This is a genomic window from Micromonospora sonneratiae, from assembly GCF_042679305.1.
In the GTDB taxonomy this organism is placed as follows: Bacteria; Actinomycetota; Actinomycetes; order Mycobacteriales; family Micromonosporaceae; genus Micromonospora_H; species Micromonospora_H sonneratiae.
The window spans coordinates 40,149-55,369 of record NZ_JBHTMP010000046.1 but is presented as its reverse complement, the minus strand read 5'-3'; the positions used below and the strand labels follow the sequence as shown (position 1 = coordinate 55,369).

The following is a 15,221-nucleotide window of genomic DNA, read 5'->3' as shown; positions in this document are numbered from 1 at the left end:
GTCGGCCGCCTGTGGCCGTCGGTCGCCGCCGGGCCGGTGCTCGCCGTCGCCGGCATCGGTTGGCTGATGGGCTTCCCCGGAATCGTCAGCGGCCAGGAGTGGCTGGCCGCACTGTTCTCCCCGATGTACGGAATGAGCCAGTACAGCGACTACGAGACGGTGCCCGGTCGGCTCACCACGGCCCAGGCGGTGTGGCTGGGAGCCCTCGCCGTCGGCGCGTACGTCCTGCACTCGGCGAAGAGCCGCCGGACCCGGGTGGCGGCGCTGCTGCCAGTGGCGCTCGGCGTGGCCGTGGCGATCGCGGTGATGCCGCACGACCGCTACCTGCCACGCGCGATCGACCCCGTCGCGCAGGAACTCGTCTGCACCACGGACGCCCCGAAGGTCTGCGTCGCCCGGGTCCACTCCTCGCTGTTGCCCGACGTCACGCCCCGGGCGCGGCAGGCGCTCGCGCTGCTCGCGAAGTTGCCGCAGCCGCCGGCCGAGGCACACGAGGACACCACGACCTGGGATCGTGAAATACCCGAGCCCCGACCGGACCCGGCGGGAATCGCGCTGATGACCATCCAGGTCGATGATCGCAGCCACCTCGCCTCCCCGAACGACCTCGTGCCGCAGATCGTGGCCCGGGTGTTCAGCAACCAGAGTCGATGCCCCGACGGGCTGAGTTCGTCGGTCGTGCGGGCGGCCACGTACTGGTTGGTCGGCACCGAACCGCCGGCGGAGCCTGGCTTCGACGACGGCGGCGAGTGGAACAACCAGGTCCGCCAACTGTGGCAGAGCCTGCGGGAACTACCCGAGGCGGAGGCGCTGGCCCGGGTGACGGCAGTACGCGAGGGCGCCCTGAACTGCGCCGACCTCGACGAGATCGTGCGCGGCAAATGATGCGGTGGCTGACGCTCTACCTGCGGTCACGTCGGGTACCGGTGGCCCTGGCCACGGCCCTCGGAAGCACGGTGGTGATGTGGGTGCTCGGATCGGTCGTCAGCGACGGCCCCCCGGGCGTCACGATGGTCGTGCTCACCGTTCTCCTGCTGGTCGTGGCGCTCACCGCCACGCTGGGCGGCCCCGACGAGGAGCTCGACCGCACCGCCGCGCTGCCCTGGGCACCGCGCCGGGTCACCCACCTGCTGGCCGCACTGGCCGTCGTGGTCGGCCTGCCGCTCCTGACCCACCTCACCGGAACCAGCTTCGGGCCAGCCTGGCTGGTGATCCGGGACGCTGCCGGCCTGCTCGGTCTGACCGCGCTGGGCGCGCCACTACTCGGGGCCGGCCGAGCCTGGTTCGTGCCGCTGGGCTGGACCCTTGCCGCAACGGTCTATCCGGCAACCGGCCACCTGCTCGGGGAGATCCTGACCTGGCAGTCCCAGGCACCCGGCAGCACACCGGCGGCAGTGACAGCCGTGCTGCTCGCGGTCGGCGGTCTCATCGCGTACGCGATCGCCGGCCCGGCCCGGCGCGCACCCGCCGAGACCGCCCTTTGAAGAACGGCTCGGTCGGCTGGCTACGTCTGCTGGCCGATCGGCCGGACGATCACGGTGTTGACGTCGACTCCGCTCGGCTGGTTGATCGCCCAGGTGATCGAGTCGGCGAGGTGGTCAGCGGTCAGGAGCTGGCAGTCCGGCAGGCCGCCGAGGTCGTCCCAGAACGGGGTTTCCACCCGGCCCGGCGCGATCAGGGTCACGCCGACCCCGTCACCGGTGACCATGCGCCGGGTGTTCTCGGCGAGCCCGGTCACCGCCCACTTGGTTGCTCCGTACACGTTGCCGGGCGAGGAGATGAACCCGGCGACGCTCCCGACCAGGATGATCCGTCCACGCGTCTCCTTCAGTGCCGGCAGGGCGGCCCTGATCAGCAACGCCGGGCCGAGCACGTTGGTCAGCACCATCTCGCGCCACTGGGCGGGATCACCGGTGGCCAGGTCGTCGCGGGTGGCGAAGCCGGCGTTGGCGACGACGTTGTCCAGTCGCCCGAACTCCTTGACGGTGGACTCGACGGCCGATTCCACCGCCGCGTAGTCGGCTGCGTCGCCGGGCAGGGTCAACAGCCCGGCCGGCTCGGCCAGCGACTCGGCAAATCGGCGGAGCCTGGCTCGGTCACGTCCGGTGACAGCGACCCGGTGCCCCTGGTCCAACAACCTTCGTGCGGAGGCCGCTCCTATGCCGCTGGAGCCGCCGGTGATCAGGGTGACAGGAGAGTTCGTCATGTCCGGGAACCCTAGAAGCTAGAGCCGACTCCAGGTCAAGGCGTTACCCTGGGCGCCATGCCTGAGGTCACCCCCGGTCTGACCATCGGCCAGGTTGCCGAGCGCACCGGGCTGAGCGTGCACACCCTGCGCTTCTACGAGCGTGAGGACATCCTCGCCGGTCCCGTACGACGCGGGCCGGGCGGTCGCCGCGCCTACACCGAGCAGGACGTGCAGTGGCTGATCTTCTGCACCAGGCTCCGCGCCTCCGGCATGCCGCTGACGACGATCCGCCGGTACACCGAACTCGTCCGGCTGGGCCCCGGCAACGAACCGGACCGGCTGGCCGTACTGCGCCAGCACCGCGAGGACGTGAGCCGTCAGATCAGCGAACTCACCGAGTGTCTGACCCTGATCAGCCACAAGGTCAAGATGTACGAGGACAGCCTCACCCGGGACGGCACCGGACCCTGGCGGCACGGGGCCGTCGAATCACCGGACCGCGACGGTTCGACCGACAGTGGTGGTTCGCCGGTCAGATCTCGCAGTTGACCAGGACCGGTTCCGGGTGCAGGGTGACCCCGAACCGGTCGTGTACGCCGTCACGGATCTCCCGGGCCAGGCCGAGCAGTGCCTCGGTCGTACCGTCGCCCCGGTTGGTCAGCGCCAGGGTGTGCTTCGACGAGATCGCCACCCCACCGGCCCCCTGGTACCCCTTGGTGAAGCCGGCCTTGTCGATCAGCCAGGCGGCGCTGACCTTGACCACTCCACCGGCTCCCGGCCAGGACGGCGGGTCGCCGATCTCCTTCGCACGGGTGCACAGTTCGGCGTACGCCGCCTCGTCGAGCACGGGGTTGGTGAAGAACGAGCCCACCGAACGGGTGTCCAGGTCGTCCGGGTCCAGCACCATGCCCTTGCCAGCGCGCAGCGTCAACACCGCCGACCGGGCGTCGGCCAACGGCACCCGGTCGCCGACCTCGACGCCGAGTTTGCGGGCGAGTTCGGCGTACCGGATCGGGGTGGACAGCGGTGAGCGGGCCAGCTTGAAGTCGACGGTGAGCACCGCCCAGCGGTCGCTGTGCCGGAAGATGCTGGACCGGTAGGCGAAGCCGCATTCGTCCGCGGGCAGTTGGACGGTCCCGCCGGTGACCCGGTCGTACGCCCCGACGGCGGTGACCGTCTCGGCGACCTCCTGGCCGTAGGCCCCGACGTTCTGGATCGGGGTGGCACCGGCCGAACCGGGGATGCCGGACAGGCACTCCAGCCCGGACCAGCCGGCCTCGACCGTGGCGGCGACCAGGTTGTCCCAGGTTTCGCCGGCCTCGGCCCGGACGGTCACCGTCGTCTCGTCCTCGGCGACGACCCGGAAGCCCTGGGAGCGGACCAGTACGACCGTGCCCGGGAATCCGCCGTCTCCGATGACGACGTTGCTGCCGCCGGCAAGAATCAGTACTGGCTGATCGAGCAGCTCGGCTTCCCGTACACTTTGTGCGATTTCATCCGCATTTTTCACCGTAATGAGCTGGCGCGGCGTTCCCCCGAGGCGCAGCGTCGTGTACCTCGCCAGCCTCTCCGGCTCGGCAGGGTCTACGGCGAAGCCCGATTGGGCACTAACGTCTGGCACACCTTCACCCTAGGCTGAAGGACAGCCGGAACACCCACTGGTAGGCCGGTCGCACGGGAGGACGTCATGAGCAGGCCGCATGGCAGCAAGGACTTCTGGGTCGGAGCACTACGCGTCGAAGGGCCGGCCTTCCGGGCCGCCGCCGCCGAGGCCCCGCCCGACACACCGGTACTCTCCTGTCCCGGATGGACCGTGACCGATCTGGTCCGCCACCTCGCCTCGGTCTACTGCGCGGTCCGTGGCTTCGTCACCCAGGGCAGCACCGAGCGGCCCACCAGCTTCCAGTCGATCGTCGACCCGCCGCCGGGGTCCACCGCCCTGGACCTGTGGCAACAGGAGTTCGACCAACTCGTCCGCCTGCTCGACGGTATCGACCCGGAAGCACCAGCGTGGAACTGGGCCCCACAGCCGAAGAAGGCCGGATTCTGGCCCCGCCGGGTCGCCCACGAGACCGCCATCCACCGGTGGGACGCCCAGATGGCGATCGCGGCCGGTGAGCCGATCGAGGCCAAGCTCGCCTCCGACGGGGTGAGCGAGGTACTGGACACCTGCCTTCCCGCCGGCCGACGACGCGCCTCCGACCAGCAGTTCCACGGCGTGGTGCAGCTCACCGCCTCCGACACCGACCAGCAGTGGTATCTGCGGCTGCGGGGCAGCGGCATCGCGCTGCTCGACACGGACACGATCCTGGACACCCACGACCCCCGCGCCCGCGTACACGCCACCGGCACGGCCAGCGACCTCCTGCTGGCGCTCTGGGGGCGGATCGGCCTGGACGTCCTGGACGTGACCGGGGACGCGAGTCTGCTGGAGGGACTGCGGGTAGGGATACCGGCCGACTGACCTACGCACCTCGACCGACCCCGGCACCGCCCGCGTCAAGGCACCGCCCGCGTCAAGGCACCGCCCGCGTCAAGGCACCGCCCGCGTCCCGGTATCGGCAGCTCGACGAAAGGCCTGGTCCCCCTTGAACAGTCCCGCCCCGGAGCCGATCACGTTTCCCGAGGACTTCGTCTGGGGTGCGGCCACGGCCGCGTACCAGATCGAGGGTGCCACCCACGAGGACGGCCGCGGGCCGTCGATCTGGGACACCTTCTGTCGTACGCCGGGCAAGGTGTACGCCGGGGAGACCGGTGACGTGGCCTGCGACCACTACCACCGCTACCGGGACGACGTGGCGTTGATGGCCGACCTCGGACTGCGGGCGTACCGCTTCTCGGTGGCCTGGCCCCGGATCCAGCCCGACGGTTCCGGCCCGGTCGACCCGCGTGGGCTCGACTTCTACGACCGGCTGGTCGACGAACTGCACCGGCGGGGGATCAAGCCGATCATCACGCTCTACCACTGGGATCTGCCCCAGGCGTTGGAGGACCAGGGTGGCTGGACCGCCCGGGACACCGCCGAACGGTTCGCCGACTACGCGACCGTGGTCCACCAGCGGCTCGGCGACCGGATCGGCACGTGGACCACGCTCAACGAACCGTGGTGCTCGGCCTACCTGGGCTACGGCAGTGGCGTACACGCCCCGGGTCGGCAGGATCCGGCGGCGGCCTTCACCGCCGTACACCATCTGCTGCTCGGGCACGGCCTGGCCGCACGGGCGCTGCAGGCGGCCGGCGCGACCACCGTCGGGATCACCCTCAACACGGCCGCCGTCGCCCCCGGCGATCCGGACAGCGACGCGGACCAGGCAGCGGTACGACTGGTCGACGGCCTGCACAACCGGATCTTCCTCGACCCGCTGCTGCGTGGCCGTTATCCGGCGGACATGCTGGAGCACATCGCCCGGTTCACCGATCTGGCCTACCTGCACAGCGGCGACGAGGAGATCATCGCCGCACCGATCGACCTGCTCGGCATCAACTACTACCAGCCGACCTACGTCGCCGCTCGGCCCGGCGATCCCGGCTGCGACGGGGCCTACCCGGGTACCGAGGGAATCGAGTTCCTCCCGCCAACCGGACCACTCACCGCGATGGGCTGGATGATCGAACCCGCCCACCTCACCATGCTGCTGGACCGGGTCGCCCGGGACTATCCCGGCGTACCGCTGATGATCACTGAGAACGGCGCCGCCTTCGCCGACACGATCGCGCCGGACGGGCAGGTACCGGACGCCGACCGGATCGCCTACCTCGACGGTCACCTACGGGCCGCACACGAGGCGATCCGCCGGGGCGTCGACCTGCGCGGCTACCTGGTCTGGTCGCTGCTGGACAACTTCGAGTGGGCCGAGGGCTACCGGAAACGGTTCGGAATCGTCCATGTCGACTACCCGAGCCAACGCCGGACGCCCAAGGACAGCGCCCACTGGTATCGGGAAGTGATCCGACGCAACGGCCTGTGACGTGCTGGCCGGCGACCAACTACAGCCGGTGCCGGACCCAGACGTTGGGCTCGACGTAGACAGCGTGGTCGTGGGTGACGTCGCAGTGCACCGGGGCGAGCGCCTGCGGAACGTGTACCGGACCGGTCGTGTCGAAGGGCAACCCGGTCCAGCGCCGCCATTCGGCGAGGGTGCCGGGAATGACCATGGAACGGGTGGCGACACCTTCGATGCGCCCACCGGCCCGTACATGCACCCGTAGCCACGGGTCGACGGGGAGGCCGTCGTCGCGGGTCTGCGTCACGTACTCGCTCATCGGCAGGTCGGGATGGATGTGCTTGCCGTTGGGGCGTACCGGTGCGATCAGGGTGTCGTAGCCGAGCCGACCGGCGTTGTCCCTCATCTCGGCCAGCATCCGGGCGGAGAGGCCGCCACCGCGCCGGTCGGGCTGGATGCAGATCTCCAGAGCCGACACGATGTTGGTGGGGGTACCGGCGAGGCGGTTGAGGGTGGCCCGCTGCACCACCCGATCCCAGCCGCCGTCGGGGAGGGCGTCCTCCTCCTTCCAGGCCAGTGGCACCGAGTACGCCCGGGCCACGGCACGTTCCGGCTGGGCCGGGTCGAGCGCCAGCAGGATGAACTCCGGATACAGCTCGTGCGCCACGCCGTAGTACAGGGAGGCCATCGGGTCCCAGCTCATGAACTCCGGCCAGGCAGCCTCGAAGCCGTCGAGTAGCGGGGCAAGGTCGGGCCGGTCCGCCAGAGTCACGATGTCGAGATCCACCGGGCGAATGCTAGGTCACGTCCAACCGGCCGCCCACCGCATTAGCCGGAAGACAGGGGTCGACGATCGCTGGACGTACCCGCCACATGCCTGCCGTACCCACAAAATGCCGGGCAGGGAGCGGGTGGGCTTTGCGATCATGGCAACGGCACCCGTCGACCAAGGAGCAGTACGTGACGCCAGAAGTCCCCGCCGACCCGAACGTGTTGCATCCGATGCCCGGCCAGCCGCGCGTGGTGCTGCTGAAGCCGCTGGTCACCTCACCGTTGATCGAGGTCGGCGAGTTCTCCTACTACGACGACCCGGATGATCCGACCGCCTTCGAGACCCGCAACGTGCTGTATCACTACGGTCCGGAGAAGCTGATCATCGGGAAGTTCTGCGCCCTGGGCGAGGGTGTGCGGTTCATCATGAACGGCGCAAACCACCGCATGGACGGGCCCTCGACCTTCCCCTTCCCGATCGTGGGCGGCTCCTCCTGGGCCAAGCACTTCGATCTCATCACCGGCCTGCCCGGACGGGGTGACACCGTGGTGGGCAACGACGTCTGGTTCGGCTACCGCGCGATGGTGATGCCCGGCGTCCGGATCGGCAACGGAGCGATCATCGCCTCCGGTTCCGTCGTCGTCGACGACGTCCCCGACTACGGCATCGTCGGCGGCAACCCGGCCCGGCTCATCCGCCGCCGCTACAGCGAGGAGGACGTCGCCCGCCTGCTGGCGCTGGCCTGGTGGGACTGGCCCATCCAGCACATCACCGAGCACATCCCCACCATCATGTCCGGCAGCATCGACGAGCTTGAGGCTGTGGCACCCGATCACCGGTAGCGGCTGGCCGGGGGGACACCCGGCTCGACCCGCCTCAATCCGGCGAGGCGTACGAAGATCGACCTTCGTTCGACCGCGTTGCCCGCCGAGTCGAGCTGATATCCGTCGAGCCAGGTCCATCCCCGGTAGGTGGGCCAGTCGCATCGCCGAATAACCCGGAAGAGAATCGGTACGGCGAACTGGGCGCTGGCGGTACGGGTCACCCGCAACAGGTCACCGCTCTCCGGCAACCGCACGGCACCGGTCACGTCATGGCCACATCGATCAGCAGGATTCCTGCACCGAGCCACAGGATTGCCGTGATCGCCTGGGTAATCAGCCGTACGGCGCGGACCAGCCAGAGCCCGACCAGCCAGATCACGGCTGCGGTCCCGCCTGGCAGGCCCGTCGGATCGCGTCGCGTTTCACCCGCAGTTCGACACACGGTGGGTGGTCCTCGACGTGCGCCCGGGTGCAGTCGAGTTCGTGCCCGACGATCCACACAGAGGCGTCGGTAGCGGTGGCAGTGCCGGTGTGGGCCACCGACACCACGATGTCGCGCTGGTAGGTGTCACCGACGCCGGTGGGGTGGTACCAGTCTTCGGACCGGAGATGGAGTCTGGTCCCAGCGGGGATGGGCGGCGTCTCGGACCCGGTCACCAGCGACCTCCGTTCGCGCGGAACCGATGCCGACTCCACATCAGACCGACCGCCTGTTGAACGTACGACGGGTGGCCGGCGTCGGTGCCATCTCCTCCTCGGCCGGGACGGCTTCCGTTGCCGGCTCGGGCTCGGGCTCATTGTCCATTCGCCGCGTGGGCGGTACGGGAATCCGCGGAACCGGCTCATAATCGCCGCTGTACATGGGCGTTGTCCTTTCACGTGGTCGACCCAAAAGGCAGCTCGCCAAGAAATCAGAATTGGTCTTGCAACTCCACTTGTCTCAGCGAGGCCGCTAGAAATAGCGTGCAGAACGCAGGGCGGGCAAAGCGACAGCGCCTCGGGACGATTTCGGACGTTCTTTGCGTCCTAAGGAAAGGATGGCGAACGTGAATGAGCCTCTGCGGCTAGCCATGTCGGCAGCCGGCGAGACCTGCGAGTCTCTGGCTGAAAAGGTTGGCGTCGACGCGAAGACAGTGGGTCGTTGGCTGTCGCCCGGACGGGTTCCGCACCCACGTCACCGTCGTGCAGTCGCCCGAGTCCTACAAAAGGACGCGATGGAACTGTTTCCCGACCGTCGTCGCGACACACCCTGGTTCCGCCCGTGGCGGGAGGTGGAGCAGGAAGCCCTGGCGTTGCGCAACTTCCAGCCGCTCGTCGTCCCGGGACTGTTGCAGACCGAGGCGTACGCACGGGCACTGTTCACCGGTGCCGGCCTGGTCCCGCGCGCGGACGCCGAGTCAAAGGTCAAGGGCCGGCTGGAACGACAACTCATCCTCGCGCGCCCACACCCACCGACCCTCACGGCGGTTGTCGACGAGAGTGTCCTACGCCGTGCCGTGGGCGGGCCGGCAGTCATGCGCCAACAAATGCTGCACCTAGTCGAGGTATCCGCCGAGTGTCCGCACGTCCGGGTGCACGTGGTGCCGTCCACGGCCGAGGCGTACGCGGGCCTGAACGGCCCGTTGGTGCTGGCCGACCTCAAGGGACCACGGGTGGTGGCGCATCTCGATTTCCAACTGGCCGGCCATACGGTCTCAGATGAGGCGGACATCTCGAGGCTAGTCTCCTCATGGGAGTCTTGCCGCAGCGAGGCGCTGCCGTACCGGCAGTCGGTCGAGTTGATCAGGGAGTTGGCGGAGACATGGAACTGAACGGGGCCATCTGGCGTAAGTCCAGCAGAAGCAGCGGCAACGGCGGTGACTGCGTCGAGGTGGCCGACAACCTGCCCGGCGTCGTCCTGGTCCGCGACAGCAAGGACCGCGACGGCGGCACCCTGACCTTTGCTCCGGACGCGTGGCGTACGTTCGTCGCACTGGCGAAGTCTCGCGGCTAGACACTCCAACCCGGCGCAGCCAGCAGAACCTGGCGGCCCTGCTCCGACACCGCGTTGATCACATCGTCGAGCACCGGTACGGGAGTTGGTACGAGCACAGCGGCCGGGTGATCGCGTTGGCCCTACACCCGTTCGTGATCGACCAGCCGTTCCGGCAACCGCCGTAACCGGGCGCCCAGCATCCGAGCGTGCCAGTCGAGCAAATCGTCGCAATGCGTACGAATACTCAGTTGGGGTGGACAACCCCCTTTACGATCTTCGCCGTACCCCCGGTTCGTGATCGGACCGACCGGATAGGAACGGAAACAGATGAAGAAGATCCTGCGTCGCCCGCGCCTCCGCAGCCTCCTCGCCGCCACTGCGGTAGCCGGTGGTCTGGTGCTGACCATGGCCACGCCCGCCCAGGCGGACTACACCAGCCCGATCTACCCGACGTTGAAGGCCTGCAACGACGCCCGCCCGAAGTACTACTCGTCGTGGACGGTGCCCCAGCAGTGCCACAAGATGTACGACTGGAAGGGCGAAAAGGTGGTCGGCTACGCCTTCCTGGTGAAGACCCGGTACTGAGCTGACGTCAGTCAGCTGACTTCAGGCACTGAGTTCCGGTGTGACGGTGGTCGTCGAAGAACACCGTCACACCGGCTTCAGTCCCCAGTGGACCGATCTCGAAAGATCTCGCAGGCGATGAGCGAACTCGTGAACCACCTGGACAGCCGCGACGACGTACGACTGGTCCCCGGCCCACCGAAAGTCTCCGCGCCATGACCCGGTCGACCGGAACACTCGTCGGCTACTGGAACCGGCAGGCAGCCACCTACGACGCTCGGATGGCCGGTCTCGAACGTCGGTTCTTCGCCGACAGCCGGGGCTGGGTGTGCCGCCGGGCACGTGGCACCACACTGGAGATCGCCGTCGGCACCGGCGCCAACCTCCCCCACTACCCCGGCGAGGTCGACCTGACCGGCATCGACTGGAGCCCCGCCATGCTCCAGGCCGCACGCCACCAGGCCGAACGGGTCCGTCGGGTGGTCACCCTCAGCCGGGCCGACGCAACCGCGTTGCCGTTCCCGGCGGAGACGTTCGACACCGTCGTCAGCACGTTCGCCCTGTGCTGCATCCCCGACGAACGCGCAGCTCTCAGCGAAGCGCTCCGTGTCCTGCGACCCGGAGGACATCTGCTGCTGGCCGACCACGTCGCCGCCTCCTTCTGGCCACTACGCGCCCTTCAACACATCGTCGACCTGGTCAGCGTCCCGCTGCATGGCGAGCACTACACCCGCCGACCGGTCACCACGCTGCTCAGCCTCGGCGTCACCATCGAGGAGAGCGAGCGGCTGGCCATGGGCGCGGTCGAACGTGTCCATGCCCGAAAGCCCCACTGATCCGATCGCTCGACCAACACTCACGGGCCGGTGACGCCGATCGCGTGGCGGACGGTGGTCGGGTCGGCCAGCACGTCGAGCAGCGCCGTGGCCAGGTCGGCGCGGGTCAGGCTGGAGCCGGCGATGTTGGCCTCGAACGCCGTACGGTAACGGCCGGTGCCGGGCTTGTCGGTCAACATCGGCGGTCGCACGATCGTCCATTCGGCGGCGCTGGCGACCAGAATCTGTTCCATGCGCGCCAGGTCGACGTAGATGCTCCGATGGAGCGCCCGCACGATCGGAAGCACGGTGCTTCGGAACCAGAACGGCTCCCCACCCCCGTTGCGCAGCACCGGCTGGGCGCTGATCGCCACGATCCGGCGTACGCAGGTCGACTCCATCGCCGTCAGGATGCTGCGTACGCCCCTCGCGCAGACCATCGAGGTGTCCTTGCGGCTCGGCGCGCCGAGCGCGGAGACGACCGCCTCGACGTCGGCGAGGGTCGGCCTGATGGCCGCTGGATCGAAGACGTCGGCCTGGTGGACCCGCAGGTTCCGATGCTCCAACGGAAGTCGGTCGGGGTCACGAACGACCGCCCGTACCTCGTGTCCCGCTTCCAGCGCCTGCTTGACGACGAGCCGGCCGGTGCCCCCGGTGGCCCCGAACACGGTGATCAGCATCGGTCAGCAGCCGCCCGCCTGGTAGCGCCGGTAGCCGACGAACTCCAGCGCCGCGCCGACCACGACCAACACCGCACCGAACAACACGAAGACGGTGCCGAACCCGGTCAGCGGCAGCAGGTCCGCGACGGTGAGCAGCACGAGTGCCACCCCGCAGAGCAGATTGCCCGCGACGACGGTCAGGGCGAGGCGGGCCGGGATCCGTGGGTAGCCGGCGATGAGGCCGAGCGCGGCAGCCCCGCCCAGCATCGCCACACCGAACGGGACCGACCAGGTGGTCGGCAGACCGAGCGGACCGCTGAGCCACGAGCCACCGGCCAGCAGGATGACGCCGAAGACGAGGGTGCTCCAGGCGTCGATCAGCAGGACGGTACGCAGCAGGGCCGGTGCCGGCCTGCCGTCCACCGTACGTGGGGCTGTCATGGTCGGGATGGTCATACCCGTCTCCTCGTCTCGTCAGCCCGGACCGGACCTGGCCCGGCTGCTGAGGAGACCGTGGCAGCACCGACGCCATGGACTCAATGACCTCCGAGGTCATGGCCCCGGTGATCCATCGACGGCTACCCTTCCGCCATGAAACTGGAGCAGCCATCCCGGGTGGGCACCCTGCTACGGGAATGGCGGCAGCGCCGTCGACTCAGCCAACTGGAGCTCGCCATCCGGGCGAACAGCTCGGCCCGGCATCTGTCCTGTGTGGAGACCGGTCGGTCGCGGCCGAGCCGCGCGATGCTGCTGCACCTGGCCACCGTCCTGGACGTACCGCTGCGCGAACGCAACACCCTGCTGTTGGCTGCCGACTACGCCCCGGCGTACCAGGAGAGCAGCCTGGACGACGAGGGCATGACGTCGATCCGGTCCGCGCTCGACACGATGCTGACGACACACGAGCCGTACCCGGCGGTCGTGGTCGACCGTATCTGGAACGTGGTGGCCGGCAACCGGGCGATGTCCGTACTCATGGACGGCATCCCGACGCACGTGCTGGAGCCACGGCCGAACGTGTTCCGGCTGACCCTGCACCCCGACGGGCTCGCCTCCCGGCTGGTCAATCTGGCCGAGGTCCGCGCCCTGTTCCTGGAACGGCTGCTCCGCCAGGTCCAGGCCACCGGGGACACCGAGCTGAGCAAACTGTACGAGGAGGTGCGTGCCTACCCCATCCCCACCGAGCCGGATGCCGGAGCGGATGCACCGGCGACCCGACCGTGTCCGGTGCAGGTGCCACTACGGGTCCGTACGCCGTGGGGTGAGCTGTCGATGTTCGGCACCATGACCACGTTCGGGGCACCGGCCGACGTGACGCTGTCGGAGCTGGGGATCGAGTTGTTCTATCCCCTCGACGAGTTCACCGCAGCGACCCTTCGCGAGTTGGCCGCCCTGACCGCCGGCTAGCCACACCGCCCTCAGTCCGTCGCGAAACCGGCGGCGACGGTCCGGGCGGCGGCAAGGGCGTCGGGGCTGAACAGCACCAGTCGGGCCTGCGCCACCCCGGCCGGCTCGGCCGCCCGCAGTACGGTCAGCGCCTGTCGTACGGCATCCTCGACCGGCCAGCGGTAGACGCCGGCGGAGATCAGCGGGAATGCGACCGAGGTCGCGCCCAGTTCGTCGGCGACCCGCAGACTGTTGGCATAGCAGTCGCGCAGCAACCGGGACCGGTCCTCGTCGGCGGACCAGACCGGGCCGACGGTATGGATCACCCAACGGGCGGGCAGGTTACCGGCGGTGGTCGCCACCGCCTGACCGGTCGGCAGACCCCGACCGTAGCGGGAGGCGCGCAGCGCCCGGCACTCTTCGAGGATCGCCGGTCCACCCCGTCGGTGGATCGCCCCGTCGACCCCGCCGCCGCCCAGCAGGGACGAGTTGGCGGCGTTGACGACGGCGTCCACCCGTTCCCCGGTGATGTCGCCCTGGACCAGCACGATCTCCATTCACGCCTCCTCGAACGGTTGCGGCGTAGCGACCGCGTAGAAGTTTGCCAGCGGGACGTATCGGGCGCGTCAAGACCCGTGACTGCCGCCGTACCACGCGCTGACATTGCCTCAGTCGGCCAGCAACGTGGGCGGGCCCGGGTCAGCAGAGGAAGTCGATGGCGGTGGTGTCCACCGATCCCGTTCCGGATCAAGAGGTCAGGCGTACGCCCATCGGCATCAGCCTCGCCGGGGGCTGTACGACGATCGTGGTCGCCGCGATCGTCGCCGCCACGGTCTTCCCGGCGGATGCCGTACCGGGACGTCTGCTGGTCGTCGCGGTCGCCGTCGGCGGGTACGCGGCGGTCGTACCGGATGTTCGCGCGACCATCGGCGTGGCCGGCTTCGCGATCCTGCTCTTCACCGGCTTCCTCGCCAACCGGTACGGCGAGTTGACCATGCGCGACGGCGACGTCTGGTGGTACGCCCTGCTGATCGGTTTCGCCGCGTTCCTCGGGTTGGCCCAGCGCTGGATGTCGACCGCGAGATAGTCGCTTGCCAGGCTGCATATCGTCATCTCGTGCACAGTCCACCTCCCGCCGAAGCGGTCGAGTCGATCAAACTGCCGGACGGCCGTCAGCTCGCCTGGTCACAGTGGGGACCGGCGGACGGCCAACCGGTGATCTTCTGTACCGGCGCGGGCATGAGCGGCTCCCTGGGCTTCGGTGTCGACGTACTGCCCGAGTTGGGTCTACGGCTGCTGGCCGTGGACCGCCCCGGACTCGGACGATCCACGACCCACCCGGCCAAGACGCTGGCCAGCTGGGTCGAGGACGTTCGTCACCTCGTCGAACGGCAGAACCTGGACCGGGTGACGGCGGTGGGCTTCTCCCAGGGCGCTCCCTTCGCCCTCATGCTCGGCGGGGCTGGCGTCGCCCGGGCGGTCGCGGTGGTGGCTGGCCAGGACGACCTGGCTACGGTCGAGCACCTCCTCCCCGAGGAGGTCGCGGGGATGGTCCGGGCGGCCCGGCAGGACCCCGTCGGGTTCGAGCGCCACTTCGCCGGCCTCGCCACGGCCGAGGGCATGTGGGACATGGTCATCGGCATGTCCGGTCAGCGGGACCGCGCCCTCTTCTCCGGCGGTAGTTTCGGTTCCGCCTACCTCCGGTCACTGACCGAGGGGTTCAGCCAGGGCCCGGCGGGCTACGCGCGTGACCTCGTCAACGCCGTCGGCCGGTGGCCGACCCCGGTGGAACAGGTCGACGTGCCGGTCGATCTCTGGTACGGCCAACTCGACACGAGCCCGGTCCACTCACCGGACTTCGGTGCGACCCTGGCCGGGCGGCTGCCGAATGCCCACCGGCATCTCTACCCCGCCGAGGGCAGCTCGATCCTGTGGACCCGGGCTGCCGAGATCCTCACCGTGCTGAAGCAACGGGCCGGCGAAGACTCCTGAGGTCAGGCAGGGCCTCCTGAGGTCAGGCAGGGCCTCCTGAGGTCAGGCAGGGCCTCCTGAGGTCAGACGCGGAGTCCCGGGATCAGGAATGGCCCCCTG

The 15,221-nt window shown here is 69.1% G+C and carries 20 protein-coding genes and 1 pseudogene; 13 read left to right on the top strand and 8 right to left on the bottom strand.

Annotated features, from left to right (window positions below; genetic code table 11):
• Together ACFQ4H_RS25105 and ACFQ4H_RS25100 are read left to right on the top strand one after the other, a co-directional pair.
• A pseudogene (locus ACFQ4H_RS25105) lies at window positions 1-885 on the top strand (hypothetical protein); the annotation flags it as partial.
• Window positions 882-1,484, top strand: coding sequence for a hypothetical protein (locus tag ACFQ4H_RS25100; RefSeq protein ID WP_377574873.1), 603 nt, complete (start codon window positions 882-884; stop codon window positions 1,482-1,484). The pseudogene ACFQ4H_RS25105 and the gene ACFQ4H_RS25100, both read left to right, overlap by 4 nt.
• A gap of 20 nt (window positions 1,485-1,504) precedes the next feature.
• Here the strand turns inward: ACFQ4H_RS25100 and ACFQ4H_RS25095 are convergent, their stop codons facing one another.
• A complete protein-coding gene (locus ACFQ4H_RS25095) occupies window positions 1,505-2,206 on the bottom strand; it encodes an SDR family oxidoreductase (RefSeq protein ID WP_377574870.1) in 702 nt (233 codons plus the stop codon).
• Between the two features lie 57 nt (window positions 2,207-2,263).
• On the opposite strand from ACFQ4H_RS25095, the gene ACFQ4H_RS25090 reads away from it, so the two are divergent.
• Window positions 2,264-2,737 carry a MerR family transcriptional regulator gene (locus tag ACFQ4H_RS25090; protein ID WP_377574868.1) on the top strand — a complete coding sequence of 158 codons (474 nt, stop codon included), beginning with the start codon at window positions 2,264-2,266 and terminating at the stop codon, window positions 2,735-2,737.
• On the opposite strand, the gene ACFQ4H_RS25085 is transcribed toward ACFQ4H_RS25090, so the two are convergent.
• Window positions 2,721-3,752 carry a UDP-N-acetylmuramate dehydrogenase gene (locus ACFQ4H_RS25085; RefSeq protein ID WP_377574890.1) on the bottom strand — a complete coding sequence of 344 codons (1,032 nt, stop codon included), beginning with the start codon at window positions 3,750-3,752 and terminating at the stop codon, window positions 2,721-2,723. The genes ACFQ4H_RS25090 and ACFQ4H_RS25085 overlap by 17 nt on opposite strands.
• A gap of 123 nt (window positions 3,753-3,875) precedes the next feature.
• On the opposite strand from ACFQ4H_RS25085, the gene ACFQ4H_RS25080 reads away from it, so the two are divergent.
• Complete coding sequence (locus tag ACFQ4H_RS25080) at window positions 3,876-4,652, top strand: maleylpyruvate isomerase family mycothiol-dependent enzyme (protein WP_377574865.1); 777 nt, start codon at window positions 3,876-3,878, stop codon at window positions 4,650-4,652.
• A 124-nt stretch (window positions 4,653-4,776) separates the two neighbouring features.
• A complete protein-coding gene (locus ACFQ4H_RS25075; protein ID WP_377574862.1) occupies window positions 4,777-6,156 on the top strand; it encodes a GH1 family beta-glucosidase in 1,380 nt (459 codons plus the stop codon).
• 19 nt (window positions 6,157-6,175) lie between these two features.
• On the opposite strand, the gene ACFQ4H_RS25070 is transcribed toward ACFQ4H_RS25075, so the two are convergent.
• A complete protein-coding gene (locus ACFQ4H_RS25070) occupies window positions 6,176-6,919 on the bottom strand; it encodes an N-acetyltransferase (protein WP_377574859.1) in 744 nt (247 codons plus the stop codon).
• 215 nt (window positions 6,920-7,134) lie between these two features.
• Between ACFQ4H_RS25070 and ACFQ4H_RS25065 the strand changes: the two genes are divergently transcribed.
• Window positions 7,135-7,746 carry a CatB-related O-acetyltransferase gene (locus ACFQ4H_RS25065; protein ID WP_377574888.1) on the top strand — a complete coding sequence of 204 codons (612 nt, stop codon included), beginning with the start codon at window positions 7,135-7,137 and terminating at the stop codon, window positions 7,744-7,746.
• Here ACFQ4H_RS25065 and ACFQ4H_RS25060 read toward each other — a convergent pair.
• Entirely contained in the window at window positions 7,737-7,982 is a 246-nt protein-coding gene (locus ACFQ4H_RS25060) for a hypothetical protein (protein ID WP_377574886.1), read from the bottom strand. The two genes, ACFQ4H_RS25065 and ACFQ4H_RS25060, sit on opposite strands and share 10 nt — an antisense overlap.
• Before the next feature lie 121 nt (window positions 7,983-8,103).
• Window positions 8,104-8,385: a hypothetical protein gene (locus ACFQ4H_RS25055; protein ID WP_377574856.1), complete on the bottom strand. Its 282-nt coding sequence runs from the start codon at window positions 8,383-8,385 to the stop codon at window positions 8,104-8,106.
• Between the two features lie 389 nt (window positions 8,386-8,774).
• Between ACFQ4H_RS25055 and ACFQ4H_RS25050 the strand changes: the two genes are divergently transcribed.
• From ACFQ4H_RS25050 to ACFQ4H_RS25035, 4 genes are all read left to right on the top strand, one after another.
• Window positions 8,775-9,539, top strand: a complete 765-nt coding sequence (locus ACFQ4H_RS25050; RefSeq protein ID WP_377574853.1) for a helix-turn-helix domain-containing protein — start codon at window positions 8,775-8,777, stop codon at window positions 9,537-9,539.
• Complete coding sequence (locus ACFQ4H_RS25045) at window positions 9,530-9,721, top strand: DUF397 domain-containing protein (protein ID WP_377574850.1); 192 nt, start codon at window positions 9,530-9,532, stop codon at window positions 9,719-9,721. The genes ACFQ4H_RS25050 and ACFQ4H_RS25045 overlap by 10 nt, the downstream gene beginning before the upstream one ends.
• A 309-nt stretch (window positions 9,722-10,030) precedes the next feature.
• On the top strand, window positions 10,031-10,288 hold the full coding sequence (locus ACFQ4H_RS25040; protein WP_377574847.1) for a hypothetical protein: 258 nt from the start codon (window positions 10,031-10,033) through the stop codon (window positions 10,286-10,288).
• A gap of 194 nt (window positions 10,289-10,482) precedes the next feature.
• Window positions 10,483-11,103, top strand: a complete 621-nt coding sequence (locus tag ACFQ4H_RS25035; RefSeq protein ID WP_377574844.1) for a class I SAM-dependent methyltransferase — start codon at window positions 10,483-10,485, stop codon at window positions 11,101-11,103.
• A gap of 20 nt (window positions 11,104-11,123) precedes the next feature.
• On the opposite strand, the gene ACFQ4H_RS25030 is transcribed toward ACFQ4H_RS25035, so the two are convergent.
• Together ACFQ4H_RS25030 and ACFQ4H_RS25025 are read right to left on the bottom strand one after the other, a co-directional pair.
• Window positions 11,124-11,762, bottom strand: a complete 639-nt coding sequence (locus ACFQ4H_RS25030) for an NAD(P)-dependent oxidoreductase (RefSeq protein ID WP_377574841.1) — start codon at window positions 11,760-11,762, stop codon at window positions 11,124-11,126.
• A 3-nt stretch (window positions 11,763-11,765) separates the two neighbouring features.
• Entirely contained in the window at window positions 11,766-12,200 is a 435-nt protein-coding gene (locus ACFQ4H_RS25025) for a hypothetical protein (protein WP_377574839.1), read from the bottom strand.
• 135 nt (window positions 12,201-12,335) lie between these two features.
• Between ACFQ4H_RS25025 and ACFQ4H_RS25020 the strand changes: the two genes are divergently transcribed.
• Window positions 12,336-13,151, top strand: a complete 816-nt coding sequence (locus ACFQ4H_RS25020; protein ID WP_377574836.1) for a helix-turn-helix domain-containing protein — start codon at window positions 12,336-12,338, stop codon at window positions 13,149-13,151.
• A gap of 11 nt (window positions 13,152-13,162) precedes the next feature.
• On the opposite strand, the gene ACFQ4H_RS25015 is transcribed toward ACFQ4H_RS25020, so the two are convergent.
• Window positions 13,163-13,687 carry an O-acetyl-ADP-ribose deacetylase gene (locus ACFQ4H_RS25015; RefSeq protein WP_377574833.1) on the bottom strand — a complete coding sequence of 175 codons (525 nt, stop codon included), beginning with the start codon at window positions 13,685-13,687 and terminating at the stop codon, window positions 13,163-13,165.
• Between the two features lie 158 nt (window positions 13,688-13,845).
• Here ACFQ4H_RS25015 and ACFQ4H_RS25010 point away from each other — a divergent pair, with 158 nt between their 5' ends.
• Both ACFQ4H_RS25010 and ACFQ4H_RS25005 read left to right on the top strand, forming a co-directional pair.
• Complete coding sequence (locus ACFQ4H_RS25010; protein ID WP_377574830.1) at window positions 13,846-14,217, top strand: hypothetical protein; 372 nt, start codon at window positions 13,846-13,848, stop codon at window positions 14,215-14,217.
• Window positions 14,218-14,246: 29 nt separating this feature from the next.
• Window positions 14,247-15,122 carry an alpha/beta fold hydrolase gene (locus ACFQ4H_RS25005; RefSeq protein ID WP_377574827.1) on the top strand — a complete coding sequence of 292 codons (876 nt, stop codon included), beginning with the start codon at window positions 14,247-14,249 and terminating at the stop codon, window positions 15,120-15,122.
• The last annotated feature ends 99 nt before the right edge of the window (window positions 15,123-15,221 follow it).

Bases quoted from the DNA above. Each gene is read 5' to 3' on its own strand.
- ACFQ4H_RS25100 (WP_377574873.1), top strand. From the start codon at position 882: ATGATGCGGTGGCTGACGCTCTACCTGCGGTCACGTCGGGTACCGGTG.
- ACFQ4H_RS25095 (WP_377574870.1), bottom strand. From the start codon at position 2,206: ATGACGAACTCTCCTGTCACCCTGATCACCGGCGGCTCCAGCGGCATA.
- ACFQ4H_RS25090 (WP_377574868.1), top strand. From the start codon at position 2,264: ATGCCTGAGGTCACCCCCGGTCTGACCATCGGCCAGGTTGCCGAGCGC.
- ACFQ4H_RS25080 (WP_377574865.1), top strand. From the start codon at position 3,876: ATGAGCAGGCCGCATGGCAGCAAGGACTTCTGGGTCGGAGCACTACGC.
- ACFQ4H_RS25065 (WP_377574888.1), top strand. From the start codon at position 7,135: ATGCCCGGCCAGCCGCGCGTGGTGCTGCTGAAGCCGCTGGTCACCTCA.
- ACFQ4H_RS25045 (WP_377574850.1), top strand. From the start codon at position 9,530: ATGGAACTGAACGGGGCCATCTGGCGTAAGTCCAGCAGAAGCAGCGGC.
- ACFQ4H_RS25040 (WP_377574847.1), top strand. From the start codon at position 10,031: ATGAAGAAGATCCTGCGTCGCCCGCGCCTCCGCAGCCTCCTCGCCGCC.
- ACFQ4H_RS25035 (WP_377574844.1), top strand. From the start codon at position 10,483: ATGACCCGGTCGACCGGAACACTCGTCGGCTACTGGAACCGGCAGGCA.
- ACFQ4H_RS25030 (WP_377574841.1), bottom strand. From the start codon at position 11,762: ATGCTGATCACCGTGTTCGGGGCCACCGGGGGCACCGGCCGGCTCGTC.
- ACFQ4H_RS25025 (WP_377574839.1), bottom strand. From the start codon at position 12,200: ATGACCATCCCGACCATGACAGCCCCACGTACGGTGGACGGCAGGCCG.
- ACFQ4H_RS25020 (WP_377574836.1), top strand. From the start codon at position 12,336: ATGAAACTGGAGCAGCCATCCCGGGTGGGCACCCTGCTACGGGAATGG.
- ACFQ4H_RS25015 (WP_377574833.1), bottom strand. From the start codon at position 13,687: ATGGAGATCGTGCTGGTCCAGGGCGACATCACCGGGGAACGGGTGGAC.
- ACFQ4H_RS25010 (WP_377574830.1), top strand. From the start codon at position 13,846: ATGGCGGTGGTGTCCACCGATCCCGTTCCGGATCAAGAGGTCAGGCGT.